At 54.7% G+C, this 25487-nt stretch carries 28 protein-coding genes; 12 read left to right on the forward strand and 16 right to left on the reverse strand.

Annotated elements, in window-relative coordinates:
• Positions 1 to 87 precede the first annotated feature (87 nt).
• The 8 genes from ugpB to livK all read right to left on the reverse strand — a co-directional run bounded on the left by ugpB (position 88) and on the right by livK (position 7229).
• On the reverse strand, positions 88 to 1404 hold the full coding sequence (gene ugpB, locus J4645_RS18795) for a sn-glycerol-3-phosphate ABC transporter substrate-binding protein UgpB (RefSeq protein WP_000624747.1): 1317 nt from the start codon (positions 1402 to 1404) through the stop codon (positions 88 to 90).
• A gap of 258 nt (positions 1405 to 1662) precedes the next feature.
• Positions 1663 to 2031, reverse strand: a complete 369-nt coding sequence (locus J4645_RS18800; RefSeq protein WP_001549713.1) for a type II toxin-antitoxin system death-on-curing family toxin — start codon at positions 2029 to 2031, stop codon at positions 1663 to 1665.
• Positions 2028 to 2249 carry a type II toxin-antitoxin system Phd/YefM family antitoxin gene (locus J4645_RS18805; RefSeq protein WP_001520924.1) on the reverse strand — a complete coding sequence of 74 codons (222 nt, stop codon included), beginning with the start codon at positions 2247 to 2249 and terminating at the stop codon, positions 2028 to 2030. Before J4645_RS18805 ends, J4645_RS18800 begins: the two co-directional genes overlap by 4 nt.
• A 131-nt stretch (positions 2250 to 2380) precedes the next feature.
• Positions 2381 to 3094, reverse strand: a complete 714-nt coding sequence (gene livF / locus J4645_RS18810; RefSeq protein WP_000416114.1) for a high-affinity branched-chain amino acid ABC transporter ATP-binding protein LivF — start codon at positions 3092 to 3094, stop codon at positions 2381 to 2383.
• Position 3095: 1 nt separating this feature from the next.
• Positions 3096 to 3863: a high-affinity branched-chain amino acid ABC transporter ATP-binding protein LivG gene (gene livG / locus J4645_RS18815; RefSeq protein WP_000082083.1), complete on the reverse strand. Its 768-nt coding sequence runs from the start codon at positions 3861 to 3863 to the stop codon at positions 3096 to 3098.
• Complete coding sequence (livM, locus tag J4645_RS18820) at positions 3860 to 5137, reverse strand: branched chain amino acid ABC transporter permease LivM (protein ID WP_000803764.1); 1278 nt, start codon at positions 5135 to 5137, stop codon at positions 3860 to 3862. The genes livG and livM overlap by 4 nt, the downstream gene beginning before the upstream one ends.
• Positions 5134 to 6060 carry a high-affinity branched-chain amino acid ABC transporter permease LivH gene (gene livH, locus J4645_RS18825; RefSeq protein ID WP_000003007.1) on the reverse strand — a complete coding sequence of 309 codons (927 nt, stop codon included), beginning with the start codon at positions 6058 to 6060 and terminating at the stop codon, positions 5134 to 5136. The genes livM and livH overlap by 4 nt, the downstream gene beginning before the upstream one ends.
• Positions 6061 to 6119: 59 nt before the next feature.
• Complete coding sequence (livK, locus tag J4645_RS18830) at positions 6120 to 7229, reverse strand: high-affinity branched-chain amino acid ABC transporter substrate-binding protein LivK (protein ID WP_000822976.1); 1110 nt, start codon at positions 7227 to 7229, stop codon at positions 6120 to 6122.
• Positions 7230 to 7650: 421 nt separating this feature from the next.
• On the opposite strand from livK, the gene panM reads away from it, so the two are divergent.
• Together panM and J4645_RS18840 are read left to right on the forward strand one after the other, a co-directional pair.
• Complete coding sequence (panM, locus tag J4645_RS18835) at positions 7651 to 8034, forward strand: aspartate 1-decarboxylase autocleavage activator PanM (protein WP_000778873.1); 384 nt, start codon at positions 7651 to 7653, stop codon at positions 8032 to 8034.
• On the forward strand, positions 8012 to 8146 hold the full coding sequence (locus J4645_RS18840; RefSeq protein ID WP_001517957.1) for a hypothetical protein: 135 nt from the start codon (positions 8012 to 8014) through the stop codon (positions 8144 to 8146). The genes panM and J4645_RS18840 overlap by 23 nt, the downstream gene beginning before the upstream one ends.
• 83 nt (positions 8147 to 8229) lie before the next feature.
• Here J4645_RS18840 and livJ read toward each other — a convergent pair whose 3' ends face one another.
• The 5 genes from livJ to ftsY form a co-directional block, all read right to left on the reverse strand.
• Positions 8230 to 9333 (reverse strand): branched chain amino acid ABC transporter substrate-binding protein LivJ, encoded by a 1104-nt coding sequence (livJ, locus tag J4645_RS18845; protein ID WP_001528146.1) that lies wholly within the window; start codon positions 9331 to 9333, stop codon positions 8230 to 8232.
• A gap of 321 nt (positions 9334 to 9654) precedes the next feature.
• Positions 9655 to 10509, reverse strand: a complete 855-nt coding sequence (rpoH, locus tag J4645_RS18850; RefSeq protein ID WP_000159621.1) for an RNA polymerase sigma factor RpoH — start codon at positions 10507 to 10509, stop codon at positions 9655 to 9657.
• A gap of 245 nt (positions 10510 to 10754) precedes the next feature.
• Complete coding sequence (ftsX, locus tag J4645_RS18855; RefSeq protein WP_001081707.1) at positions 10755 to 11810, reverse strand: permease-like cell division protein FtsX; 1056 nt, start codon at positions 11808 to 11810, stop codon at positions 10755 to 10757.
• Entirely contained in the window at positions 11803 to 12471 is a 669-nt protein-coding gene (ftsE, locus tag J4645_RS18860) for a cell division ATP-binding protein FtsE (RefSeq protein ID WP_000617729.1), read from the reverse strand. The genes ftsX and ftsE overlap by 8 nt, the downstream gene beginning before the upstream one ends.
• A gap of 2 nt (positions 12472 to 12473) precedes the next feature.
• Complete coding sequence (gene ftsY, locus J4645_RS18865; RefSeq protein ID WP_023213327.1) at positions 12474 to 13949, reverse strand: signal recognition particle-docking protein FtsY; 1476 nt, start codon at positions 13947 to 13949, stop codon at positions 12474 to 12476.
• A gap of 125 nt (positions 13950 to 14074) precedes the next feature.
• Between ftsY and rsmD the strand changes: the two genes are divergently transcribed.
• Together rsmD and J4645_RS18875 are read left to right on the forward strand one after the other, a co-directional pair.
• Complete coding sequence (gene rsmD / locus J4645_RS18870) at positions 14075 to 14671, forward strand: 16S rRNA (guanine(966)-N(2))-methyltransferase (protein ID WP_000753844.1); 597 nt, start codon at positions 14075 to 14077, stop codon at positions 14669 to 14671.
• Positions 14661 to 14930: a DUF1145 family protein gene (locus J4645_RS18875; protein WP_000906762.1), complete on the forward strand. Its 270-nt coding sequence runs from the start codon at positions 14661 to 14663 to the stop codon at positions 14928 to 14930. Before rsmD ends, J4645_RS18875 begins: the two co-directional genes overlap by 11 nt.
• A 21-nt stretch (positions 14931 to 14951) precedes the next feature.
• On the opposite strand, the gene J4645_RS18880 is transcribed toward J4645_RS18875, so the two are convergent.
• On the reverse strand, positions 14952 to 15323 hold the full coding sequence (locus J4645_RS18880; protein ID WP_000042850.1) for a DUF2500 domain-containing protein: 372 nt from the start codon (positions 15321 to 15323) through the stop codon (positions 14952 to 14954).
• 141 nt (positions 15324 to 15464) lie between these two features.
• Between J4645_RS18880 and J4645_RS18885 the strand changes: the two genes are divergently transcribed.
• The 3 genes from J4645_RS18885 to J4645_RS18895 all read left to right on the forward strand — a co-directional run bounded on the left by J4645_RS18885 (position 15465) and on the right by J4645_RS18895 (position 20213).
• Positions 15465 to 16091 (forward strand): lysoplasmalogenase, encoded by a 627-nt coding sequence (locus tag J4645_RS18885; RefSeq protein WP_000964735.1) that lies wholly within the window; start codon positions 15465 to 15467, stop codon positions 16089 to 16091.
• Between the two features lie 80 nt (positions 16092 to 16171).
• Positions 16172 to 18370, forward strand: a complete 2199-nt coding sequence (zntA, locus tag J4645_RS18890; RefSeq protein WP_023215175.1) for a Zn(II)/Cd(II)/Pb(II) translocating P-type ATPase ZntA — start codon at positions 16172 to 16174, stop codon at positions 18368 to 18370.
• Positions 18371 to 18569: 199 nt separating this feature from the next.
• On the forward strand, positions 18570 to 20213 hold the full coding sequence (locus J4645_RS18895; RefSeq protein WP_023215176.1) for a methyl-accepting chemotaxis citrate transducer: 1644 nt from the start codon (positions 18570 to 18572) through the stop codon (positions 20211 to 20213).
• 23 nt (positions 20214 to 20236) lie between these two features.
• Here J4645_RS18895 and tusA read toward each other — a convergent pair whose 3' ends face one another.
• Positions 20237 to 20482 carry a sulfurtransferase TusA gene (tusA, locus tag J4645_RS18900; protein WP_001541054.1) on the reverse strand — a complete coding sequence of 82 codons (246 nt, stop codon included), beginning with the start codon at positions 20480 to 20482 and terminating at the stop codon, positions 20237 to 20239.
• Between the two features lie 169 nt (positions 20483 to 20651).
• Between tusA and J4645_RS18905 the strand changes: the two genes are divergently transcribed.
• Together J4645_RS18905 and J4645_RS18910 are read left to right on the forward strand one after the other, a co-directional pair.
• The gene (locus J4645_RS18905) at positions 20652 to 21317 is read left to right on the forward strand and encodes a 7-cyano-7-deazaguanine/7-aminomethyl-7-deazaguanine transporter (RefSeq protein WP_001531644.1); all 666 of its coding nucleotides are present in this window, start codon (positions 20652 to 20654) and stop codon (positions 21315 to 21317) included.
• A gap of 72 nt (positions 21318 to 21389) precedes the next feature.
• Positions 21390 to 21947 carry a DcrB family lipoprotein gene (locus tag J4645_RS18910; protein ID WP_001245278.1) on the forward strand — a complete coding sequence of 186 codons (558 nt, stop codon included), beginning with the start codon at positions 21390 to 21392 and terminating at the stop codon, positions 21945 to 21947.
• Positions 21948 to 21950: 3 nt separating this feature from the next.
• On the opposite strand, the gene J4645_RS18915 is transcribed toward J4645_RS18910, so the two are convergent.
• Entirely contained in the window at positions 21951 to 23210 is a 1260-nt protein-coding gene (locus J4645_RS18915; protein ID WP_077905455.1) for an MFS transporter, read from the reverse strand.
• Between the two features lie 89 nt (positions 23211 to 23299).
• Here J4645_RS18915 and J4645_RS18920 point away from each other — a divergent pair, with 89 nt between their 5' ends.
• The 3 genes from J4645_RS18920 (at position 23300) to nikR (ending at position 25472) form a co-directional block, all read left to right on the forward strand.
• Positions 23300 to 24349 carry an AI-2E family transporter gene (locus tag J4645_RS18920; protein ID WP_000179588.1) on the forward strand — a complete coding sequence of 350 codons (1050 nt, stop codon included), beginning with the start codon at positions 23300 to 23302 and terminating at the stop codon, positions 24347 to 24349.
• Between the two features lie 51 nt (positions 24350 to 24400).
• On the forward strand, positions 24401 to 24979 hold the full coding sequence (acpT, locus tag J4645_RS18925) for a 4'-phosphopantetheinyl transferase AcpT (protein ID WP_000284366.1): 579 nt from the start codon (positions 24401 to 24403) through the stop codon (positions 24977 to 24979).
• Positions 24980 to 25070: 91 nt separating this feature from the next.
• Positions 25071 to 25472, forward strand: a complete 402-nt coding sequence (gene nikR, locus J4645_RS18930; protein ID WP_001190057.1) for a nickel-responsive transcriptional regulator NikR — start codon at positions 25071 to 25073, stop codon at positions 25470 to 25472.
• Positions 25473 to 25487: the final 15 nt, after the last annotated feature.

Here is a 25487-nt window from a genome sequence, read left to right on the forward strand (position 1 = left end):
AAGGTGCCGGATGGCGGTGCAAGCACCTTATCCGGCCTACAAACGCTGTAGGCCTGATAAGCGCAGCACCATCAGGCACTTATACACTTAAGATTTGCTCGCTTTCTCAAAACGACGCAGTAACTGATTCCCGCGATCCACCGCGGTATCCAACGCCTGTTGTGGGGTTTTCTTCCCGGTCCAGACGCTTTCCAGCTCTTCGTCCACGATGGTACGAATCTGCGGCATATTGCCCAGACGCAAGCCTTTGGTGAAGGGTAACGGCGGCTTATTCAACATCTGGCGAGTGGCGATATCCGCACCGGGGTTTTTATCGTAATAACCCTGCTCGCGGGTCAGCTCGTAGGCGGCGGTGGTAATCGGCAGGTAGCCGGTTTTTTGATGCCATTCAGCAGCGTTTTCCGGTTTTGCCAGGAAGTCGAGGAATTTGGCGACGCCGGTATAGGTTTCTTTATCTTTACCCTGCATGACCCATAGGCTGGCTCCGCCGATAATGGCGTTTTGCGGCGCGCCCTTGATATCAGCGTCGTACGGCATCATACCCACGCCATAGTTAAATTTGGCATACTGGCGGATATTGGCGAGCGAACCGGAGGACGCGGTTGTCATCGCGCAGTCACCGTTATAAAACTTCTCGGTAGACTCGTCCTTACGCCCAACATAGCTAAAATCGCCTTTTTTATTCATCTCTTCCAGCAGCGCGATATGTTTCACCTGCTCTGGCTTATTAAACTCCAGCACCGCATCTGTACCGTCAAAGCCATTGTTTTTACTGGCGAAGGGGAGACCGTTCCAGGCGCTGAAGTTTTCCAGTTGGATCCAGCCTTGCCAGCCGCTGGCGTAACCGCATTTCATGCCTGCCGCTCTCAGTTTCGCGGTATAGTCAGCCAGCTCCTGCCAGGTTTTCGGCGGCTGTTCCGGATCTAAACCGGCTTTCTTAAAGGCGTCTTTGTTGTAGTACAGTACCGGCGTGGAGCTGTTAAAGGGCTGGGAGAGCAGATGCCCGCTTTTAGCATCGGTGTAGTAGCCTGCAACGGTTGGTACAAACTGGGACTCGTCAAAGTTAATACCGGCGTCTTTAAACACTTCATAAACCGGCTTAATGGCTTTCGAGGCCATCATGGTCGCCGTCCCAACCTCATAAACCTGCAATATTGCCGGCGCGTTGCCGGTACGGAATGCCGCGATCCCGGCGCTCAGGTTCTGTTCATAGTTCCCCTTATAGACCGGAACGATTTTGTAATCCGGATTGGCCTGGTTGAAACGTTGCGCCAGTGAATCAACTTCTTTGCCTAACTCCCCTTCCATTGAATGCCAGAATGGAATAGTGGTGACGGCCAACGCCTGACCCGTAAATGCCAGACTCAGCGCCAGTCCTAAAGCTGTATGTCGTAACGATATCATCGGTTATCTCTCTTTTTGTGCCGGGATGCGCGATATCACGCGTTTTATGTTCGCGGGGGTAACATGACATGCTCGAATGACAGAAAAATAACTTTTTTATTACAAAAAAAAGATAGTAAGGCGACAGAGAGATGGCAAGGCAGTGAAAGCGCCGGAAAAGAAAAGTGGGAGCTACGGCACGGATAGGTACGACATTATTCCCGGGGACGGCACACATGCCGTAACTCAACCAGGCGGAGCGTCGCCGGGATTAACATCTCAGGCGCGTAAGCGAACGGCAATTTGCTCCAGCGTAAGCCGCCCTGCCGCCGCATCGACTGTCATATCGACAAAATCCGGATTCGCAGCGAGTGAGACCCCGTTACGCTTTAAAAACAGCAGCGTAATAAATAAGGCGGTGCGTTTGTTACCATCATTGAAGATATGCCCACGGGATATAGCGAGCAAATGCATTGCCGCCAGCAGCCACACGTCGGTCACCCCTTCATATTCGATTTGATTGAGTACCCGGTACATTAGCGCTTCCGCGCGGCCAGGATCAGGCATACCTGTTACACCAGGCGTAACGCGGAGAAGCCTGTCGTGAAACTGAATTATCTCTTCCGCTGAGATAAGTTGTAGGGTCATTTATCCGCCAGCTCCCTGAGCTCATTGCCATGAACCGCCATAATGGCAGCAAACTCATCATCCATTCGCGCCGTCTGATAACGCTCAAACTCCTCGGCGCTGATGATCACTGCGGACTTATGCCCACGACGCGTGATGGTGACAGGGCCCCCCGTCACCGCACTTTCCAGGACTTCGGCCAGATTTTGCCGCGCTTCGCTATAGTTAACCGTACGCATAAACACCTCCCCAGTTGTACATGTTTATTGTACAACAAACACGTACAAAAAAAGAGCCATCAGGCTCTTTTGAAAAATTTTACCGCTTGCCGTTACCGGGGGCGGCGCACGCGCTTCCCCCTTGGCACAGTCTAACCGCCCAGATAGGCGCTGCGCACCGCTTCGTTCGCCAGCAGTGCATCACCGGTATCGGATAGCACCACGTGGCCGTTTTCCAGCACATAACCGCGGTCGGCGAGCTTCAGCGCCTGGTTAGCGTTTTGCTCGACAAGGAAGATGGTCATACCCTGCTCGCGCAACTGCTCAATGGTGTCGAAGATCTGCTGGATGATGATCGGCGCCAGCCCCAGCGACGGTTCATCCAGCAGCAATAGCCTCGGCTGGCTCATCAGCGCGCGGCCAATCGCCAGCATCTGCTGTTCGCCGCCGGACATGGTGCCCGCTCGCTGGATACGGCGCTCATGCAGGCGCGGAAACAGCTCGTACACCCACTTGATACGCTCCTGAAACCGATCGCGCTCGGCAAAAAAACCGCCCATCGCCAGGTTCTCTTCTACCGTCATCCGCGAGAAGACGCGCCGCCCTTCCGGCACTATCGCCACCGCTTCACGCATGATTTTCGCCGTCTGCCAGTCGGTGATGTCTTTACCGTCAAACACCACCCGTCCGCTGGAGGCGCGCGGATCGCCGCACAAGGTGCCAAGCAGCGTCGTTTTCCCCGCGCCGTTAGCGCCAATCAGGGTAACGATTTCCCCCTGGTTGATGTGCAGACTGACGTCGTGCAGCGCCTGAATTTTGCCGTAGTGGGCGCTGACTTTTTCAAACGTTAACATCGTTTTTTCCATCTTATGCCTCACCCAGATAAGCGCGGATGACGTCCGGGTTGTTGCGGATCTCTTCTGGCGTGCCGTTCGCCAGCGGCGTGCCCTGGTTCACCACGTAAATGCGATCGGAAATGCCCATCACCAGCTTCATATCGTGTTCAATCAGTAATATGGTGGTGTTGTGATGGTTACGTAGTTCGGCAATCAGCTCATCCAGCTCTTTGGTCTCTTTCGGGTTAAGACCAGCCGCCGGTTCGTCGAGCATCAGAATTTCTGGCTGCGTCACCATGCAGCGGGCAATCTCCAGCCGGCGCTGGTCGCCGTAGGCCAGATTACTGGCTTGGCGGTTGGCATGTTCCAGCAGGCCAATACGCTCAAGCCAGGTCGCCGCGCGGTCCAGCGCTTCGCTTTGCGCGCGGCGGAAAGCGGGCGTTTTCAACAGGCCGGAAAAGAGGCCCGTTTTCAGTTGCTGGTGCTGCGCCACCAGCAGGTTTTCAATCACCGTCATTTCGCGAAACAGGCGAACATGCTGGAAAGTACGTACCACGCCCATGCGGGCGATCTGCTGGCCCGGCAATCCTTCCAGATGCCGCTCGCGCAACGTGATCGTACCGCCTGTCGGCTTATAAAAACCGGTCAGGCAGTTAAACACCGTCGTTTTACCCGCGCCGTTAGGGCCAATCAGCGACACAATTTCCCGCTCACGCAATTCCAGCGATACATTGTTGACCGCCAGCAAACCGCCAAAGCGCATCATCAGGCCGTTAACCGCTAATAATGGCTGACTCATGCCTGCTCTCCTTTCGCCTGACCACTTTTCAGCTTCAACTGCGGACGCGTCATCGGCAGCAATCCCTGCGGGCGCCAGATCATCATCAACACCATCAAACCGCCGAGCATCAACATGCTGTATTCGTTGAAGTCGCGCATCAGCTCGCGCGACACCACCAACAGAACCGCCGCCAGGATCACCGCAAACTGCGAGCCCATTCCGCCCAGCACCACAATCGCCAGCACGAAGGCGGATTCGGCGAAGGTGAAGGATTCCGGGCTGACAAAGCCCTGGCGGGCGGCAAACAACGTCCCGGCGAAACCGGCAAACGCGGCGCTGATAGTAAAAGCGGTCAGCTTGATGCGCGTCGGGCTTAAACCTAATGAGCGACAGGCGATCTCATCTTCACGCAACGCTTCCCACGCCCGGCCCAGCGGCATACGCAGCAGGCGGTTAATGACAAACAGCGACAGGACCACCAGCAACAGGGCCACTAGATAGAGGAAAATGACCCGATCGGATGGGTCGTACTTCACGCCAAAGAAATTGCTGAAGGTATCCCAGCCGCCTTCGCGGGTGTTGCGGCTAAACTCCAGACCAAACAGCGTCGGTTTGGGGATCTGACTGATGCCGTTCGGGCCGCCGGTAATTTCAGTGTTGTTGAGCAGCAGGATACGGACGATTTCGCCGAAGCCGAGCGTCACAATCGCCAGATAGTCGCCGCGCAGACGCAGTACCGGGAAGCCGAGCAGGAAACCAGCGGCGGCGGAGACCAGTCCCGCCAGCGGCAGGCAGGTCCAGAAACCCAAACCATAATAGTGGTTGAGCAGCGCAAAGGTATAAGCGCCGATGGCGTAAAAGCCGCCGTAGCCCAATACCAGCAGGCCGGACAGCCCCACCACCACGTTCAGCCCCAGACCGAGGATGATATAAATCATGGTCATAGTGGCGATATCCACGCTACCGCGCGACACCATAAACGGCCACGCCACGGCGATAACCAGCAACGCCATCAGAAACAGCTTTTGCTTAACGGTAGAGCCATCGATCGCCGGCAGAATAAACTTCGGTCCGGAGACGTGCTTCACCGCTTTCTGGAACATCGGACGCAGCAACTGAAAGAAAAAAACCACTGCCGTACCGATAAAGATCCACTGCCAACGGATGTCGGCGGCGGTATCCACCACCAGTTTGGTGCCGTCCAGCTCCAGTTGTACGCCCATGAAGACGCCAGCCAGAACGAAGAACATCGCCGCAGAGAACAGAGCCATCGCAATATGCATCGGTTTCATACTTTCTCTACCTCCGGACGCCCCAGGATACCGGTCGGCATCACCAGCAGTACCAGAATCAGCAGAGCGAACGACACGACATCTTTATATTCGGTACTTAAATATGCAGACGAGAGCGCTTCGGCAACGCCCAAAATCAGACCGCCGATCATCGCGCCCGGAATGCTGCCAATACCGCCCAGCACCGCCGCGGTGAACGCTTTCATCCCGGCCATAAAACCGATGTAGGGGTTAATCACGCCGTAAAATTGCCCAAGCAGCACACCCGCCACCGCCGCCATTGCCGCGCCGATAACAAACGTTAGCGCAATGACGCGGTCGGTATTAATGCCGAGCAGGCTGGCCATTTTCAGATCCTCCGCGCAGGCGCGGCAGGCGCGGCCCATCCGGGAGTAGCGAATGAAAATGGTGAGCGCCAGCATAGCCAGAAAGGTGACTATCCAGATAACCGCCTGCATGGTGGTGATGGACGCGGAAAAGTTTTCGCTGCTGCCCACAATCCACTGGCCGTTAAACAGGCTGGGTAACGCCACGTCGCGCGAACCTTCCGTCAGGCTGACGTAGTTTTGCAGAAAGATAGACATCCCGATGGCGGAAATCAGGGCGATCAGGCGCTTGGAGTTGCGCACAGGCCGGTAAGCGACTCGCTCGATACTCCAGCCGTAGGCGCTGGCAATAATAATCGCGCCGATAAATCCGGCGGCCACCAGGAGCCAACTGGTGTCTATTCCCATCATCATTAGCGCGGCGATTATCATAAAAGAGACGTAGCTGCCGATCATATACACCTCGCCATGAGCGAAGTTGATCATGCCGATAATGCCGTACACCATCGTATAACCGATAGCAATCAGCGCGTAGGTGCTCCCCAGCGTGACGCCGTTAAACATCTGCTGCAAGAAATAGAGAAACTGCTCGGACATAAGGTAACCTTTTTAAACCCGCCCGGCGTGCGGGCGGTGGGATAACTTATCTTCTGGCATTACTTCGCGACGGTTGACGAGCCGTCGGCGTGCCACTGGAAGACGCCAAATTCAAATCCCTTAAGATCGCCTTTTTCATCCCATTTCAGCGGCCCAATAACGGTATCAGCCCCGTTAGCTTTAAGATCTTTCACCAGATCCAGCGGAGCATGGCTGGCGCTACGCGTCATTGCGGTCGCCAGCGACTGGACGGCGGCGTAGGTGATCCAGACATACGGACCGCTGGGATCTTTCTTGTCGGCTTTCAGCGCCTCAACAATCGCTTTATTCGCCGGGTCCTGGTCATAACGTTTTGGCATCGTCACCAACATGCCTTCCGCCGCACCGCCCGCAATATTGGACAGCGACGCGTTACCCACGCCTTCCGGCCCCATAAATTGCGTTTTCAGGCCATTAGCCCGCGCCTGGCGCAGCATTTGCCCCATTTCCGGGTAGTAGCCGCCGTAATACACAAAGTCGATATTCTCTTTTTGCAAGCGGGCAATCAGGGCGGAGAAATCTTTTTCGCCGGCGGTAATACCATCAAAAAAGACAATATTGGCATTGCCTTGCTTCAGGCCATCCTGCACGGAGCGCGCCAGTCCTTCGCCGTATTGCTGTTTATCGTGAATGATAGCGATGCGCTGCGGTTTCACCGTTTCCAGGATATATTTCGCGGCTGTTGGCCCCTGGGAGGAGTCCAGGCCGGCGGTACGCATAATGTACTGATAGCCGCGCTGGGTCAGCTCCGGGTTAGTCGCCCCTGGGGAGATCATCAGAATACCTTCATCTTCATAGATATCGGATGCTGGCTGAGTAGAAGAAGAACACAAGTGACCAATAACGTACTGAATACCGTCGTTAACGATTTTGTTGGCCACCGCCACCGCCTGTTTTGGATCGCAGGCATCATCGTACTCTACGCCGACCAGCTTATCGCCTTTAATACCGCCTTTAGCGTTGATGTCTTTAATGGCCTGGCGCGCGCCGTTAAATTCCATATCGCCCCATTGCGCTACCGGGCCGGACATCGCCCCGACTATGGCGACTTTAATATCATCTGCCATTGCCCCCTGCGAGACTGCTAATGCAACAATCCCTGCGATTATTGTTTTCGCTTTCCGTTTCATGTGCCTGTATCCCCATTCGTGATGTTATATGTTTTGTTTTTTGCTGGTTAAAAAGCAGACTGTACTTTTTATAAATGGTGCGCTTTTTACTGACTCATTAATGAGTTAGCGCAGCATTTAAAGCATAATAAGATTAAAATCTCTATTTTTCAGTCTATTAAGGAAAGATAATATTCTGCTTTTCGCTATAGATAAACAAAAAAAAGCACGCTTGTCAGCATAAAATAACGGCATATTAAGCGGAATAATTCACTAGCATTCAGGGAATTATGCTGCCTGTTTTCCATTCTCTAATGCTTCAAACTGTAATTATCGTTGTTAAAAAATTAATAACCTGGTAAATGACACAAAAAAGAGAAAGCATCTGGCCTGCCTGTTTCGGTACACTGATCGCATCTTTTGAAATCGGGACAAGCCGTCGATGAAGCTGACTATCCTTCGTTTAGAACACTTTAGCGCTCAGGATCAGATCGATCTGGGCAAAATCTGGCCGGAATATTCCGCCTCCTCATTAAGCGTAGATGAAACGCACCGGATTTATGCCGCGCGGTTTAACGAGCGTTTGTTGGGCGCCGTAAGAGTGACGCTGAGCGGAACGCAGGGCGCGCTGGATTCCTTACGCGTGCGTGAAATCACCCGTCGTCGCGGCGTCGGGCAATACCTGGTAGAAGAAGTCATCCGCGATAATCCCAACGTCTCGTCGTGGTGGATGGCGGATGTCGGTGTTGAAGACCGCAGCGTGATGGCCGCGTTTATGCAGGCGTTAGGTTTTACCGCCCAGCATGACGGCTGGGAGAAGCGCTAAAAGAAAGCCGGATGGCGCTGACGCTTATCCGGCCTACATGCCGGGAGAAAAGATAAAAACCACCTCGCAATTTTCCAAGAATTTCGCGTTGCAGGCAGGCGGCAAGTTATGAAATCCCCGGGAGCTTACATAAGTAAGTGACCGGGGTTGAATAACGTAGCCAACGCACCTGCAGCGCGAAAGGCGCCAGGAAAATTACTTAGCGTCTGTCGCCGTACCGTTCGCATGCCAGTCAAATACGCCGAACTCAAATCCTTTCAGATCGCCTTTCTCATCCCACGACAGCGGTCCCATTACGGTGTCGACCGTGGCGCCTTTCAGGTATTTGGCAATTTCCGCCGGATCGTCGGAGTGGTTCAGCCCCGCCTGTAAGGATTGCAGCGCGGCGTAGGTGGTCCACACGAATGCGCCGCTAGGATCTTGTTTCTTGGCTTTGATGGCATCCACAATCGGTTTGTTCGCCGGCACCTGATCGTAGTTCTTCGGTTTGGTGACCAGTAAGCCTTCCGCTGACTCTCCGGCGATGTTAGACAGCGAGACGTTCGCCACCCCTTCCGGCCCCATAAACTGGGTTTTCAGCCCTGCGGCGCGAGACTGGCGCAGGATCTGCCCCATTTCCGGGTGATAACCGCCGTAGTAGACAAAGTCGATATTCTCTTTTTTCAGACGCGCTACCAGAGTGGAGAAATCTTTTTCGCCGGCAGTGATGCCGTCAAAGAATACGACGTTAACGCCGCCTTTCTTCAGACCGTCCTGCACCGCGCGCGCCAGCCCTTCGCCGTACTGCTGCTTATCGTGGATAATCGCGATGCGCTGCGGTTTTACCTTCTCCAGAATATACTTTGCCGCCGTTGGCCCCTGGTCAGAGTCCAGACCGGTGGTACGCAAAATCAGGTTATAGCCGCGTGCGGTCAGCTCCGGCGCGGTCGCCGCCGGGGTTATCATCAGGATGCCTTCGTCTTCGTAGATATCAGACGCTGGCTGTGTGGAAGAGGAGCATAAGTGACCGATAACATACTTGATGCCGTCGTTCACCACTTTGTTAGCGACAGCTACCGCCTGTTTCGGGTCACAGGCGTCGTCATATTTCACCGCGACGAGCTTATCGCCTTTAATACCGCCTTTCGCATTGATATCGGCAATTGCCTGTTCCGCACCGGTAAACTCCTGATCGCCATACTGCGCTACCGGACCGGACATCGCGCCGACAACCGCGACTTTAATGTCCTCTGCGAATGCCATATGGCTTAATGACAGGGCGATACATCCTGCCAATAACGTTTTACCCTTCATATTCATCCTGATAATCCCCATTATTCTGGTTGTTACGTGTGTTGTGGTGTTATTGTTCAGCACTTTATTTCGATTATTGGCTAGCTACCCGTGCTTTAGCAGCATACTCTGCTAAAACATACCCGATTTTTATTACTTTGGAATAGCTAAATTTACATTCAGATAACAGATTTGTGTCGGTGGGGGAGAGGAAGGGCCCGTAGGCCCGATAAGCGAAGCGCCATCGGGCAAACGTGTTGCCGGATGGCAGCGTAAACGCCTTATCCGGCCTACAAAAAACAAAACCCCCGAATTCACATTCGAGGGTTCATTGGCAATTCGCGAAGATTACGCTTCGATCGCAGCGCGAAGCTTTTTCATGGCGTTCTTTTCAAGCTGGCGCACACGCTCAGCGGAGACGCCGTAACGATCGGCCAGCTCCTGCAACGTAGACTTATTGTCTTCGTCCAGCCAGCGAGCGCGGATAATATCCTGGCTACGCTCGTCGAGCCCCTGCATCGCATCGGTCAGTCGGTTGGCGGCCTGCTCTTCCCAGTTATCGTCTTCAATGCCGTCGGCAAAGTTAGACGATTTATCCTGCAGATACAGCACCGGCGCCATTGGCTGGCTGTCGGACTCATCGTCCGAAGACATGTCAAACGTCATGTCCTGCGCCGCCATACGCGACTCCATCTCACGCACGTCTTTACTGGAAACACCCAGTTCGCGCGCCACCATTTCAACCTCATCCTGATTAAACCAGCCCAGACGCTGCTTGGTTTTACGCAGATTAAAGAACAGCTTACGCTGCGCTTTCGTGGTTGCGACTTTAACGATACGCCAGTTACGCAGCACGTATTCGTGAATTTCTGCTTTAATCCAGTGTACGGCGAAGGAAACCAGGCGCACGCCTACTTCCGGGTTAAAACGACGTACGGCTTTCATCAGGCCGATGTTGCCTTCCTGGATCAAATCCGCCTGCGGCAGACCATAGCCCGCATAGTTACGAGCAATATGAACAACAAAGCGCAGGTGAGACAGGATCAGCGTTTTAGCTGCTTCCAGATCGCCCTGGTAATGCAGCCTTTCAGCCAATGCCCGCTCCTCGTCAGCCGATAACATCGGCCACGCGTTCGCCGCCCGGATATAAGATTCCAGGTTGCCAACAGGGGCTAAAGCTAAATTTTGCATTTCTTTGGTCATTCAAATCCTCTCAATCAGTATTGCCTGGCACCGTCAGCGAGCAACAACCGTGCCAAAGCCGATGAGCAACGAGAATATCACCCACTCTTTTATCAGACAGTGATTTTATCCACAAGTTCAATGTAACACTGTGCATAATTTGCACAAATCTTGTGACATAAAGATGACGCGCGGGGAAGAGACAACAGGGACTCTTTCCCTGCGAACGGAAGCCCATTGCAGGGAAAGATTATACCACGATTTTATCAATCGGGAGTAAAGTGACGTAAATGTTGCACCGTGGCCAGCCAGGCGGCGATCCAGCCAATCATGGAACAGACCAGCAGCAGCAACAGGCACTCATCGAACGATAAGCCATTGAGATCAAACTTCGTGCCGAAGACCTGCGCCACTTCAGTCACCGCCGATGATAAACGCATCACCAAAATTTCAGACAATATCAGTGAAAGAAACGCGCCGGAAAAACCGAGCAACGCGCCGCCATAGAGGAACGGACGCAGGATAAAGCCATCGGTCGCGCCAATCAGCTTTTGCACGTTAATGGTATCGCGACGGGCAAAAATGCTCAGGCGCACGCTGTTGCCGATAACGAGGAAGACCGCCGCGACCATCAGCACGCCAATCATCGCCGACACGCGGCCCACCAGCCCGGTGAGCGCCGCCAGGCGCGCAAACCAGCTATCATCCATGCGGACTTCGTCAATGCCGTTAATCTGCGAGATACGGTCGCGCAGCGTATTAAGCGAGGCGGTACTCTGGAAGTCCAGCTTGGGGATCACCACCGCCACCGCCGGCAGCGGGTTCTCTTCCAGCATATCCAGCGCGCCGCCAAAACCCGACCAGTTGCGGAATTCTCCCAGCGCGTCCTCACGGGACAGGTAGTTGACCTTCTCAACGCCCTGCTCGGCCTGAAGCTGCCCAACAACCCGCGCCGCCGCGTCATCATCCAGCGTTTTTTGCAGATAAACGGTGATCTGCGGCGACGGATAGTACTGAGTCGCCGCCTGGTTGACGTTCTTATAGACCATGTAACAGACGCTGGGCAGCGTCAGGGAGATGGCGATCACCATCACCGTCAGAAACGTCGCCAGCGGTTTGCTTTTCAGATCTTGCAGCGCGCCGTGCCAGGCATAGCGCACCTGTTCATTAAAGACATTTGTTTTACGTGAGTTCGGTTTCGGCGTCGGCTTCTGGCGTCCTGGCGCGTTGCGCCCGCCGCCTGTTCCGCCGCGAGACTTACGCAGTCGATCCAACCGTCCGCCGAACTGCCTGATTTGGTTAATCGCGTCGCGCCTATTCATTGGCCAGGCCTCCATGCAGATGTCCATCGCTCAGGACGAGCTGCCTATAGGAACGACGGGAGATAAGTCCAATATCGTGCGTCGCCATCAGTACCGTCACCCCTACGCGGTTAAACTCTTCAAACAGACGTAAAATCCCTTCCGACAACGCGTCGTCCAGGTTCCCGGTCGGTTCATCCGCCAGCAATACCGCTGGCTTATTGACCACCGCGCGGGCGATGCCCACGCGCTGTTGTTCGCCTCCGGAGAGTTGAATCGGGAAGTTTCTCGCTTTGTCCAGTAGTCCAACCTTATCCAGCGCCGCCGACACACGACGACGGATATCATCGCCGCTGGCGCCGGCAATGATTAACGGTATCGCCACATTGTCATAGACCGTGCGATCCATCAGCAGATGGTGATCCTGGAAAATCATCCCAATCTGGCGGCGCAAAAACGGCACTTCGCGGTTTTTCAGGCGCGTAATATCATGCCCGCTGAAGAAGATTTTGCCGGCGCTGGGCCGCTCAATCCCACAGATTAGCTTCAGCAGGGTACTTTTCCCCGCGCCGGAGTGGCCGGTCAGAAACGCCATCTCGCCTGGCCGCATATGGAATGTCACTCCCTGCAGCGCTTGTCTCCCGCCGAGATAGGCCTTGCTGACATGTTCAAAGCGAATCATTGTTAATCCTCTCGGGCAAAAAGTGCCTCAATAAAATCGTCCGCCTTAAACGGACGCAAATCCTCGATACGTTCGCCCACGCCAATGTAACGAATAGGAATGCCAAACTGGTCAGCTACCGAGAAAATCACCCCGCCTTTCGCCGTACCGTCCAGCTTGGTCAGGGTAATACCGGTTAAGCCTACCGCTTCATGGAACAGTTTGGCCTGGCTTACCGCGTTCTGTCCGGTGCTGGCGTCAATGGTCAGCATAACTTCATGTGGCGCTTCTTCGTCCAGCTTTTTCATGACGCGAACGATTTTTTTCAGCTCTTCCATCAGGTGCGACTTGTTCTGCAAACGCCCTGCCGTATCGGCAATTAATACATCCACATTACGCGCCTTCGCGGCCTGGATAGCGTCAAAAATCACCGAGGCGGAGTCCGCGCCGGTATGCTGGGCGATAACCGGAATGTTGTTACGCTGTCCCCAGACCTGTAGCTGTTCGACCGCCGCCGCGCGGAAAGTATCCCCCGCCGCCAGCATCACTGATTTACCCTGCTGCTCAAACTGGCGCGCCAGTTTACCGATAGTAGTGGTTTTACCCACGCCGTTCACGCCAACCATCAGAATAACAAAAGGCGTTTTACCTTCAATATTAAGCGGTTCGTCTACCTTCGCCAGAATCTCGCCCATCTCGTCTTTCAACAGACCATACAGCGCCTCGGCATCTTTAAGCTGTTTGCGGCTGGCGCCTTCCGTCAGATTAGCGATAATCTTACGCGTGGTTTCTACCCCGACATCAGCGATGAGCAACTGCTCTTCCAGCTCCTCGAACAAATCATCGTCGATTTTCTTGCCGCGGAACAGACTGATAAATCCGGAACCGAGATTTTCTTTGGTTTTCAGCAGGCTGCGTTTCAGGCGGGCAAAGAAACCTTCTTTAGTCGGTTTTTCCTGCTCCTGAACGATCGCTTCCACCGGCGCGTCTTCTTCCGCTGGCGGAACAACCATCACCGCCTCTTCCGCCGCCTGAGCGGCCAGCGCCTGCGCTTCCAGCTCTTCGTCGGTGAATTTCGCCGCGTTTTCGCCCTCTTCTTCTACCGCGGCAATGACCTCTACGGTTTCCGCTTCGGCCTGCCACTCTTCCGGCGAGATAGCCTCGTCTTTGACCTCTTCCGGCAGCGGCAATTCTTCGCGTTCCACCGCGATCTGCGGCGCTGCCGTCTCAACAGCCGTCGCGGGCTCCGGCTCTACCGGCTGCGGTTTTTCGCTCTCCTGAACTTTCTCAGTAACGTCCACCACCTCTTCCGCAAAGGCTTCGGTTTCTGCTTTGCTGTGCGCGGGCGTTTGCGCATCTACGTCTGCCGCCGTTTCAACAGGGGGCTCAACCGGTCGTTGTTCCTCAACAATCTGTTGTTCTTCGGTCTGTTCCTGCTTCTGCTCTTTATCACCGAAGCCCAACCAGGAAAAGAAGCCACGTTTTTTCTGTTTTGCCATCTGCGACTACACCCCTCGCGGCGCTATATACATGGAAGCTAAAAAAATGATGAAATAGTCTATCACTTAACTTAATTCACATCACCGCCTGGAATAACTTGCAACAGGCGGTTCGAGCAAGAGAAATGAAAAAAACGACTCACTCTGGCAGCGGCCAAATCCGCATTATTGGCGGGCAATGGCGTGGCCGTAAATTACCGGTTCCGGACAGCCCGGGTCTGCGTCCCACCACCGATCGCGTGCGCGAAACGTTATTTAACTGGCTGGCTCCGGTAATGGTAGACGCCCATTGTCTGGATTGCTTTGCCGGCAGCGGCGCTCTGGGCCTGGAGGCGCTATCGCGTTATGCGGCCCAGGCAACGTTACTGGAAATGGATCGCGCCGTATCGCAGCAGTTGCAAAAAAATCTGGCGACGCTGAAAGCCAACAATGCTCGCGTCGTCAATACCAATACTCTGGCCTTCCTCAGCCAGCCGGGAACGCCGCATCACGTCGTCTTTGTCGACCCGCCGTTTCGTAAAGGGCTGCTGGAAGAGACGTTACAATTGCTGGAAACCCAGGGATGGCTGGCCGACGACGCGCTAATCTACGTAGAAAGCGAGGTGGAAAACGGTCTGCCGCCCGTTCCGGCGAACTGGGCATTGTATCGAGAAAAGGTGGCCGGACAGGTCGCTTATCGTCTGTATCAGCGCGACGCGCAAGGAGAAAATGATGTTGATTAATCTGGGCCGCTTATTAATGCTCTTCGTGTGGGCATTTTTGATTCTTAATCTGGTGCAACCCTTCCCGCGCCCGCTCAATATCTTCGTCAACGTGGCGTTGGTGTTCATGGCGCTGATGCACGGTATGCAGTTGGCGTTGCTGAAATCAACGATACCGAAAGAGGGTCCGCAGATGACGACGGGAGAGAAAATCCGCATTTTCCTGTTCGGCGTGTTTGAGCTGCTGGTCTGGCAGAAGAAGTTTAAGAACAAAAAATAACGTTTGCTGCCGGATGACGGTTTATTCGTTATCCGGGGTACGGCTAACAAACCCGACGAACCGCGTTCCCTTATAGCTCAGCGTACCTTGATCGCCCACCGTCAAAGCGTGGTACTGCTGCGCTTGTAAACGGAACGTTTTTTCCAGACCGCCATTGAGCGGCTTAAAACTTGCCTCATAGCGCATACTGGTTCCCGCCGGGCTCACTTCCTGCTGGCGAGAGCGTCGGTCATTAACCGGCTTCTCCCGTTTATTGCTGACCACGACCAGCTTTTGCTGTAACGGCGCCGCCTCATTAGCGGCTTTTTCCCGCCGTTGCTGAACGAAGCGGAACGACGCGGCAACTACGATTAATGCAATGATTATAATGAAGAAAAGCGGTGGCTTACTCATACTGTTAACCTGTCAGAAAATGCGGAAATAAGCATACCCTGCCCGTTATAGTGTTGTCATCTGACCGTCACGGCCTCTACACTGAATAATAGAGCCGCAAGCATACCGTTTGCGAAAAAATAACGAATTCAAGGAATTAAGATGCTTTGGTCGTTTATCGCTGTCTGCCTGTCCGCATGGCTGTATGTGGACGCCTCCTATCGCGGGCCAGCCTGGCAACGCTGGGTTTTTAAGCCCGTCACGTTATTACTGTTGCTGTTACTGGCCTGGCAAGCGCCGATGTTTGACGCCATCAGTTATCTTGTGTTGGCCGGGCTGTGCGCCTCGCTGGTCGGCGATGCGTTAACGCTCTTACCGCGTCAACGCCTGCTGTACGCCGTCGGGGCATTTTTCTTATCGCATCTGCTCTACACCATTTACTTTGCCAGCCAAATGACGTTGTCGTTCTTCTGGCCGCTGCCGCTGGCGTTACTGATAGTCGGCGCGTTGCTTATCGCCGTTATCTGGACGCGACTGGAGGAGCTACGCTGGCCGGTGTGTACTTTTATCGCCATGACTCTGGTCATGGTCTGGCTGGCGGGCGAACTGTGGTTCTTCCGCCCAACGGCGCCAGCCCTTTCGGCCTTTACCGGCGCGACGCTGCTGTTTATCGGCAATATCGTCTGGCTGGGTAGCCATTACCGCCGCCGTTTCCGGGCGGATAACGCGATTGCCGCCGCCTGCTACTTTGCCGGACACTTCCTGATTGTTCGCTCGCTGTACCTGTAAATAATAGCGCTTGACTCTGGAGTCGACTCCAGAGTGTATCCTCCGGTTAATGAGAAAATTATCATCAACCGGAGGACGTTATGTCGACCCCTGATACCGATGGCAAAAAAGTCCCGCCCTTTACCTCCTTCAGATTAGCCCCGGCAATACAGAAGGCCGATAGCTGCTGCTGCGAAGAACATTGCGCGTCCAGCGCGCCTGTTTCTACTGCCGTGGCAGGCACGCGCTATACCTGGAAAATCTCCGGCATGGACTGCGCCGCCTGCGCTCGAAAAGTGGAGAATGCGGTACGCCAAATTCGCGGCGTCAACCAGGCGCAAGTGCTGTTCGCCACCGAAAAGTTAGTGGTCGATGCCGACACCGACCTCCGCGCGCAAATTGAACGCACCGTACAGAAGGCGGGTTATACCTTGCGTAGCGAAGATTCGCGCGACGCCGCGCCTGAATCTCGTCTTAAAGAGAACCTGCCGCTTATTACGCTGATCATTATGATGGCGATAAGCTGGGGGCTGGAGCAATTTAACCACCCGTTCGGCCAACTGGCCTTTATCGTCACCACTCTGGTCGGTCTGTATCCTATTGCCCGCCAGGCGCTGCGGCTGATGAAAAGCGGCAGTTGGTTCGCTATTGAAACGCTGATGAGCGTCGCCGCCATTGGCGCGCTGTTTATTGGCGCGACGGCGGAGGCGGCAATGGTATTGCTGCTGTTCCTCATCGGCGAGCGCCTGGAAGGATGGGCCGCCAGCCGCGCCCGTAAAGGCGTCAGCGCGTTAATGGCGCTTAAACCGGAAACGGCGACCCGTCTGCGCGACGGCGTACGGGAAGAGGTCGCTATTAATACCCTGCGACCGGGCGATATTATCGAAGTCGCCGCCGGGGGGCGTTTACCCGCCGACGGTAAACTGGTTTCCGGTTTCGCCAGCTTTGATGAAAGCGCGCTCACCGGCGAGTCTATCCCAGTGGAGCGCGCAACGGGCGACAAAGTCCCGGCAGGCGCGACCAGCGTTGACCGTCTCGTCACCCTGGAGGTGCTATCTGAACCTGGCGCCAGCGCGATTGACCGTATCCTGACGCTGATTGAAGAGGCGGAAGAGCGCCGTGCGCCCATTGAGCGGTTTATTGACCGTTTCAGCCGCATCTATACGCCAGTCATTATGGTCATCGCGCTGCTGGTGACGCTTATTCCGCCGCTGATGTTCGATGGCGGCTGGCAGGAGTGGATTTATAAAGGGCTGACGCTGCTGCTCATCGGTTGCCCGTGCGCGCTGGTGATCTCCACGCCCGCGGCCATTACCTCCGGGCTGGCGGCGGCGGCACGGCGCGGCGCATTGATTAAAGGCGGCGCAGCGCTGGAGCAACTGGGCCGTATCACGCAGGTCGCCTTTGATAAAACCGGTACGTTGACCATCGGTAAACCACGGGTGACGGCGATTCATCCGGCAAGCGGTATCAGCGAGGCTGAACTGTTGGCGCTGGCGGCAGCCGTAGAACAAGGCGCTACGCACCCGCTGGCGCAGGCTATTGTCCGCGAAGCGCAGACACGCGATCTGGCGATCCCGACGGCGGAATCGCAGCGAACGCTGGCCGGCACCGGAATTGAAGCGCAGGTTAACGGCGAACGTATTCTGATTTGCGCGGCGGGAAAACAGCCTGCGGCAGCGTTTGCCGGGCAAATTAGCGAACTGGAAAACGCCGGGCAGACGGTGGTTCTGGTGCTGCGTAACGAGACCGTACTTGGCGTCCTCGCCCTCCAGGATACGTTGCGTGACGATGCGCGCGACGCCATCCGCGATCTGCATCAGTTAGGCGTTAACGGCGTGATTCTGACTGGCGATAACCCACGGGCGGCGGCAGCGATTGCCGGCGAGCTGGATCTGGCGTTTAAAGCCGGGCTACTGCCGGAAGACAAGGTGCGGGCAGTCACCGCCCTTAACCAACAAGCGCCGCTGGCAATGGTGGGCGACGGCATTAATGATGCGCCCGCGATGAAAGCCGCCAGTATCGGAATTGCGATGGGCAGCGGTACTGACGTCGCGCTGGAAACGGCTGACGCCGCCCTTACTCATAACCGTCTGCGCGGGTTAGCGCAGATGATTACGCTGGCGCGCGCTACCCACGCGAATATCCGGCAGAACATCACCATTGCGCTGGGGCTGAAAGCTATTTTCCTGGTGACGACGCTACTGGGTTTTACCGGGCTATGGCTGGCAATCCTGGCGGATACGGGGGCCACGGTATTGGTGACCGCCAATGCGCTACGTTTGCTGCGTAAAAACTAATCTTCTCCCACCCGGCGGCGTCGTGTCGCCGGGTTATCCCGCGATATTCCTTTCTTTGTACATATTATTCACGCGAAAATTATTTATTTTCTATTACTTATCAAACCATTAATCAGAAATAGCGTGATTTGATGTAAGGTTAATTTTTATCCAACCGATATTGATCATACCGTCTACAAAATAAGGAATGTTAGGCACTATGAAAAATATCAAAGTCATCACCGGCGTTATCGCGACGCTGGGCATATTTAGCGCCTTATTGTTGGTGACAGGAATACTGTTTTATTCCGCCGTCAGCAGCGATCGGCTGAATTTCCAGAATGCGAGCGCACTGAGTTACCAACAACAGGAACTGGGCGGCAGTTTTCAGACATTGATTGAAACCCGCGTCACTATTAACCGCGTGGCGATACGCATGTTAAAAAATCAGCGCGATCCCGCCTCGCTGGACGCCATGAACACGCTGTTAACCAACGCTGGCGCGTCGCTCAACGAAGCGGAAAAGCATTTCAACAACTACGTGAACTCCGAAGCGATCGCGGGAAAAGATCCGGCGTTGGATGCCCAGGCCGAAGCCAGCTTCAAGCAGATGTATGACGTTTTGCAGCAGTCTATCCACTATCTTAAAGCCGATAATTACGCCGCCTATGGCAACCTCGACGCGCAAAAAGCGCAGGATGACATGGAGCAGGTATATAACCAGTGGCTCTCTCAAAATGCGCAATTAATAAAATTAGCCAGCGATCAGAATCAGAGCAGTTTTACCCAGATGCAATGGACGCTGGGGATAATTCTACTTATCGTACTCATCGTGCTGGCGTTTATCTGGCTGGGGCTGCAACGCGTTCTACTCCGCCCGCTGCAACGGATTATGGCGCACATTCAAACTATCGCCGACGGCGATCTTACCCATGAGATAGAGGCCGAAGGACGCAGTGAAATGGGCCAACTGGCCGCCGGTCTCAAAACGATGCAGCAGTCGTTAATCCGTACCGTCAGCGCGGTGCGCGATAACGCAGACTCTATCTATACTGGCGCAGGCGAAATTTCCGCCGGCAGCAGCGACCTCTCTTCCCGTACCGAACAGCAGGCCTCGGCGCTGGAGGAGACCGCCGCCAGCATGGAACAGTTAACCGCCACGGTACGGCAAAACACCGATAACGCACGCCAGGCGACGGGTCTGGCGAAAACCGCATCAGAAACCGCGCGTAAAGGAGGACGCGTGGTGGATAACGTAGTGAACACCATGAACGATATCGCCGAAAGCTCGGAAAAAATCGTGGACATCACCAGCGTGATTGACGGTATCGCCTTCCAGACTAATATCCTGGCGCTGAACGCCGCGGTAGAAGCCGCCCGCGCCGGCGAACAGGGGCGAGGATTCGCGGTCGTGGCCGGAGAGGTACGCACGTTGGCCAGCCGTAGCGCGCAGGCCGCCAAAGAGATCAAAGTGCTGATTGAAAACTCCGTGTCGCGCATTGATACCGGCTCTACGCAGGTACGCGAAGCGGGAGAAACCATGAAAGAGATCGTTAACGCCGTGACCCGCGTGACCGATATTATGGGCGAAATCGCCTCTGCCTCCGATGAGCAAAGCAAAGGCATTGAGCAGGTGGCGCAGGCGGTATCGGAAATGGACAGCGTGACGCAGCAAAACGCCTCGCTGGTAGAGGAATCCGCAGCAGCGGCAGCGGCGCTGGAAGATCAGGCTAACGAACTTCGTCAGGCGGTCGCCGCGTTCCGCATCCAGAAACAGCCTCGTCGGGAGGCGTCGCCAACGCCGTTAAGCAAAGGTTTAACGCCACAGCCCGCCGCAGAACAGGCGAACTGGGAAAGCTTCTAATCAGAATGCTATCTGCCGTGCGGTTAATGCGCTTTACGCAATAAATAGCGGTACGGCAGACCCTCCGTCTCTTGCGCCAGCAAATCGTGTTCCATAAAGGTACAGAACCCCGGAATATCACGCGTTGTCGCCGGATCGTCGGCGATAATCAGCAATGTTTCGCCAGTTTGCATGTTGCGCACCGTTTTGCGCACCATCATTACCGGTTCAGGGCAACGCAGCCCCAGGGCGTCAAGCGTATGGTCAGGGGAGGAAAACAGATCGCTCATCTTCGTCTCAATGGTAGAAAAACGGCGATATTTTACGCCCATCTTCGTCAGTAAGCCAGGCAGGTTAACGATTGCGTGAAAATTAGCCATTGCAATGCCAGCGCAAAACAGTATTATGCGGCGGTTCTTTATTGGGTTCCCTCACCCCATCCAACAAAAAGGTCACAATATGACTCCGTTTACACAATCACAGCGCATAAAAGCGTTGTTCTGGCTATCGCTATTCCATTTACTGGTGATCATTTCCAGTAACTATCTGGTGCAGCTCCCCATCACTATTTTTGGTTTCCACACGACCTGGGGCGCGTTTAGTTTTCCTTTTATTTTTCTCGCCACCGATCTTACCGTGCGTATTTTTGGCGCACCGCTGGCGCGCCGCATTATCTTCGCCGTCATGATCCCCGCGCTGCTGGTGTCGTATGTGGTGTCATCGCTGTTCTATATGGGCGCCTGGCAAGGTTTCGCCGCGTTGGCGAACTTTAATCTGTTTGTCGCCCGTATCGCCGCCGCCAGCTTTATGGCCTACGCGCTGGGACAGATCCTTGATGTCCATGTGTTTAACCGCCTGCGCCAAAATCGTCGCTGGTGGCTGGCGCCGACCGCTTCAACGCTGTTTGGCAATATCAGCGATACCCTTGCCTTTTTCTTCATTGCGTTCTGGCGAAGCCCCGATGCCTTTATGGCCGAGCACTGGATGGAAATTGCGCTGGTGGATTATTGCTTTAAGGTGCTCATCAGCATTATTTTCTTCCTGCCGATGTACGGCGTTCTACTGAATATGTTGCTGAAAAAGCTGGCAGATAAATCTGAAATTTCCCCATTACCGGCAAGTTAAAGGTTCGTTTTCCGAGTTGTGATAAGATGAGCGAATGAGCCGTTATGGCCGTTTATCGAAAGGAAGAAGTCAATGCGCAATTTGGTTAAATATGCCGGTATTGGCCTGCTGGTTATGGGGCTTGCGGCCTGTGATAACAACGATACAAAAGCGTCGGCAGAAAGCGCCGCCGCAGAAAGCCAGGCCTCCGGTCAGCCCATCAGCCTGATGGATGGCAAACTCAGTTTCTCACTGCCGGCGGATATGACCGATCAAAGCGGTAAGCTGGGCACCCAGGCGAATAATATGCACGTTTATTCTGACCCGACGGGCCAGAAAGCGGTGATTGTTATCGTCGGCGATAATACCGATGAAGCGTTGCCGGTGCTGGCGAACCGCCTGCTTGAGCAACAGCGTAGCCGCGACCCGCAGCTTCAGGTCGTCACCAATAAGTCTATTGAGCTCAAAGGCCATACGTTGCAACAACTGGACAGCATTATCTCCGCGAAAGGCCAGACGGCGTACTCTTCCATCGTGCTGGGCAAAGTGGATAACCAATTGCTGACGATTCAGGTCACGCTGCCTGCGGACAATCAGCAAAAAGCGCAAACCACGGCTGAAAACATCATCAATACGTTGGTTGTTAAATAACCTTTACGACGATGATGCGGCCTCCGGCAGTGCAGACGGAGGCCGTTTTTTTAAGCGCCAGGTCAGCAATAGCGCCATCGCTACCAGCCCGGCCGCCGCCAGATAAATCACCGGCACGCCCGCCCAGGTCATCACCAGCCCCGCCAGCGGCCCGGTCACCCCCAAAGACATATCCATAAAGACGGTATAGGTCGCCAGCGCCGCACCCTGGTTCTGCGGCGGCACGGCTTTGACGGCCACCACGCCCAGCGCCGGAAAGACCAGCGAAAACCCCATCCCCGTGAGTAAAACGCCGATTTTTGCCATCCACGGCATGGCTGCCGTCCCCACCAGTAACAGACCAATAATCTCCACGCCAAAGCAGATCATGGCGACATTCAACCCGCCTAAACGATTGATGCCGTTAGGGAACAGCAAACGCGTGCCGACAAACGCGACGCTAAATAACGTGAGCGCAAAGGCGGCGCCATCCCAACCTTTAGCATCATAAAATAAGGTAATAAACGTCGCGATGACGCCAAACCCTGCCGAGGCCAGCGCCAACGCCATACCATACAGCCAGACACGCCCCAGCACCGCGCGAAACGGCAGCGGCTTGCCTTTGTTCGCCTTCACCGACGGACGTGGAAGCGCTAACAGTATCGCCAACAGCGCCACGCCCATCACCGTTAGCGCCAGTCCCTGTAACCCGCCCCAGGCATAACACAGCACGCCCAGCGGCGCGCCCATCGCCATTGCACCGTAGGTGACGATACCGTTCCAGGAGATGACCCGACCAATATGCAACGACCCGACGACGCCGACGCCCCACAGTGTCGAACCGGTGCCGGCAAAACTTTGCCCAATCCCCAAAATCACGCGACCCAGCCCCAGTAGCAACAAACTGATCAGCGGCCAGGCGCTGGCGATATCCGCCAGCAGGTAGCCGAGTCCGCTTAAAAAACAGCCGCATAAGCCAAAGACAACGATTTTTTTCGGCCCTAATACATCCGCATACCGCCCGGCATGGGGACGGCTTAACAGAGTGGCGAAGTATTGCAGGCTGATAATAAGCCCCGCCCAGAACGCGCTGAATCCCATCGCATCATGTACATAGCCGGGCAAGACGGCGAGCGGCAGGCCGATGGTCAGGTAGCTGGCAAAGTTAAACATCACAATGGAGACAATACGCAGATTGAGGCGCAATCCGTTTAGCGCCGGTTCAGCGACGGGTTCGGGCATGAGTATCACCGCATTTTTACAACATGTTTTCTTTTCTATCATGGCGCGCGGTGAAAATCAGTAGTGAGATTCAGATTATCGGTATCAGGGCAGCCGCTACACTTAGAAAAAAACACAACAAGGAAAACTTCATGGCAACCGCTCAACCCGACAAAACGGGTATGCATATTCTGCTGAAACTGGCCTCCCTGGTTATTATTCTCGCCGGGATTCATGCCGCGGCGGATATTATTGTACAACTCTTGCTGGCGCTCTTTTTTGCCATTGTTCTTAATCCATTAGTGACCTGGTTTATTCGTCGGGGCGTGAAGCGACCGCTGGCGATTACTATCGTGGTGGTCGTCATGCTGATCGTGCTTACCGCGCTGGTGGGTGTACTTGCTGCATCGCTTAATGAATTTATCGCTATGCTGCCTAAATACAGCAAGGAGCTGACGCGTAAGGTCTTACACCTTCAGGAGTTAATGCCCTTCCTGAATTTACATATGTCGCCGGAACGTATGCTCCGCGGGATGGATTCCGATAAAATCATGCTCTTCACCACAACATTAATGACCGGCGTATCGGGCGCGATGGCAAGCATTGTGCTGCTGGTGATGACCGTGGTTTTTATGCTGTTTGAGGTGCGTCACGTGCCTTATAAATTACGTTTCGCGCTAAACAATCCACAAATCCATATTGCCGGCCTGCACCGCGCCCTGAAAGGCGTCTCGCATTATCTGGCGCTGAAAACGCTGCTCAGTTTATGGACGGGCGCGATTATCTGGCTGGGACTGGCGTTAATGGATATTCAGTTTGCGCTAATGTGGGGCGTACTGGCCTTTTTGCTCAATTACGTTCCTAATATCGGCTCGGTGATTTCCGCCGTTCCCCCCATGATTCAGGCGCTGTTATTTAACGGTTTTTACGAGTGCGTACTGGTCGGCGCGCTCTTTTTGGTGGTCCATATGGTGATTGGCAACATTATGGAGCCACGCATGATGGGCCATCGTCTGGGAATGTCCACGCTGGTGGTATTTCTTTCGTTATTGGTCTGGGGATGGCTATTAGGCCCGGTCGGGATGCTCTTGTCCGTTCCTTTGACCAGCGTCTGCAAAATCTGGATGGAAACTACTAAAGGCGGCAGCAAACTGGCGATCTTGCTGGGGCCAGGCCGACCGAAAAGCCGTTTACCGGGATGAGGCGACAGATGCTACAATCTCCTCTTCTTCATAGGCAACGTTGGTCCTGATATGTACCAGATCGTTCTGGGAAAAGTGTCAACATTAAGCGCAGGTCAATTGCCCGACGCGTTAATCGCTCAGGCACCGCAGGGCGTTCGCCGGGCAAGCTGGCTGGCCGGGCGCGTGCTGCTTTCCCGTGCGCTCTCGCCGCTACCGGAGATGGTGTATGGCGAACAGGGTAAACCGGCTTTTTCCGCCGGAACGCCGCTGTGGTTTAACCTCAGCCATAGCGGCGACACTATTGCTCTGTTGCTTAGCGACGAAGGTGAAGTCGGCTGCGATATTGAAGTGATCCGCCCGCGCGATAACTGGCGTTCGCTGGCAAATGCGGTATTCAGCCTCGGCGAACATGCTGAAATGGAAGCGGAACGTCCGGAGCGACAACTGGCGGCCTTCTGGCGTATCTGGACGCGTAAAGAAGCCATCGTAAAACAACGCGGCGGCAGCGCCTGGCAAATCGTCAGCGTGGACAGCACGTTGCCCTCTGCCTTGTCGGTCAGCCAGTGTCAGCTCGATACGCTCAGTCTGGCAGTCTGTACCCCCACACCGTTTACGCTGACGCCGCAGACGATAACAAAAGCGTTATGACACATTAATTTTTCCCTCTGGCGGCGGACGTGTGTTACAAAATGCGGAGCTTCCCATGCGCCGACGCGCCATACCAAAAGGTTTAAGTCAGATGCAACGTGTCACCATCACCCTCGATGACGATTTACTGGAAACGCTGGACAGCCTGAGCCAGCGACGCGGCTATAACAATCGCTCCGAAGCGATCCGTGATATTCTGCGCGGCGCTCTGGCGCAGGAGGCCACCCAGGAACACGGTACACAAGGTTTCGCGGTACTTTCATATGTTTATGAACATGAGAAACGGGATTTAGCCAGCCGCATCGTCTCCACCCAGCATCATCATCATGATTTATCCGTCGCCACGCTGCACGTCCATATCAACCACGATGACTGTCTGGAGATCGCCGTTCTGAAGGGCGATATGGGCGACGTACAGCATTTTGCCGATGATGTTATCGCCCAGCGCGGCGTGCGCCACGGCCACTTGCAGTGTTTGCCGAAAGAAGACTAACGCCCCAGCGCCTTG

The organism is Salmonella sp. 32082101201600294FB01SM01, assembly GCF_017572865.1.
GTDB lineage: Bacteria > Pseudomonadota > Gammaproteobacteria > Enterobacterales > Enterobacteriaceae > Salmonella > Salmonella enterica.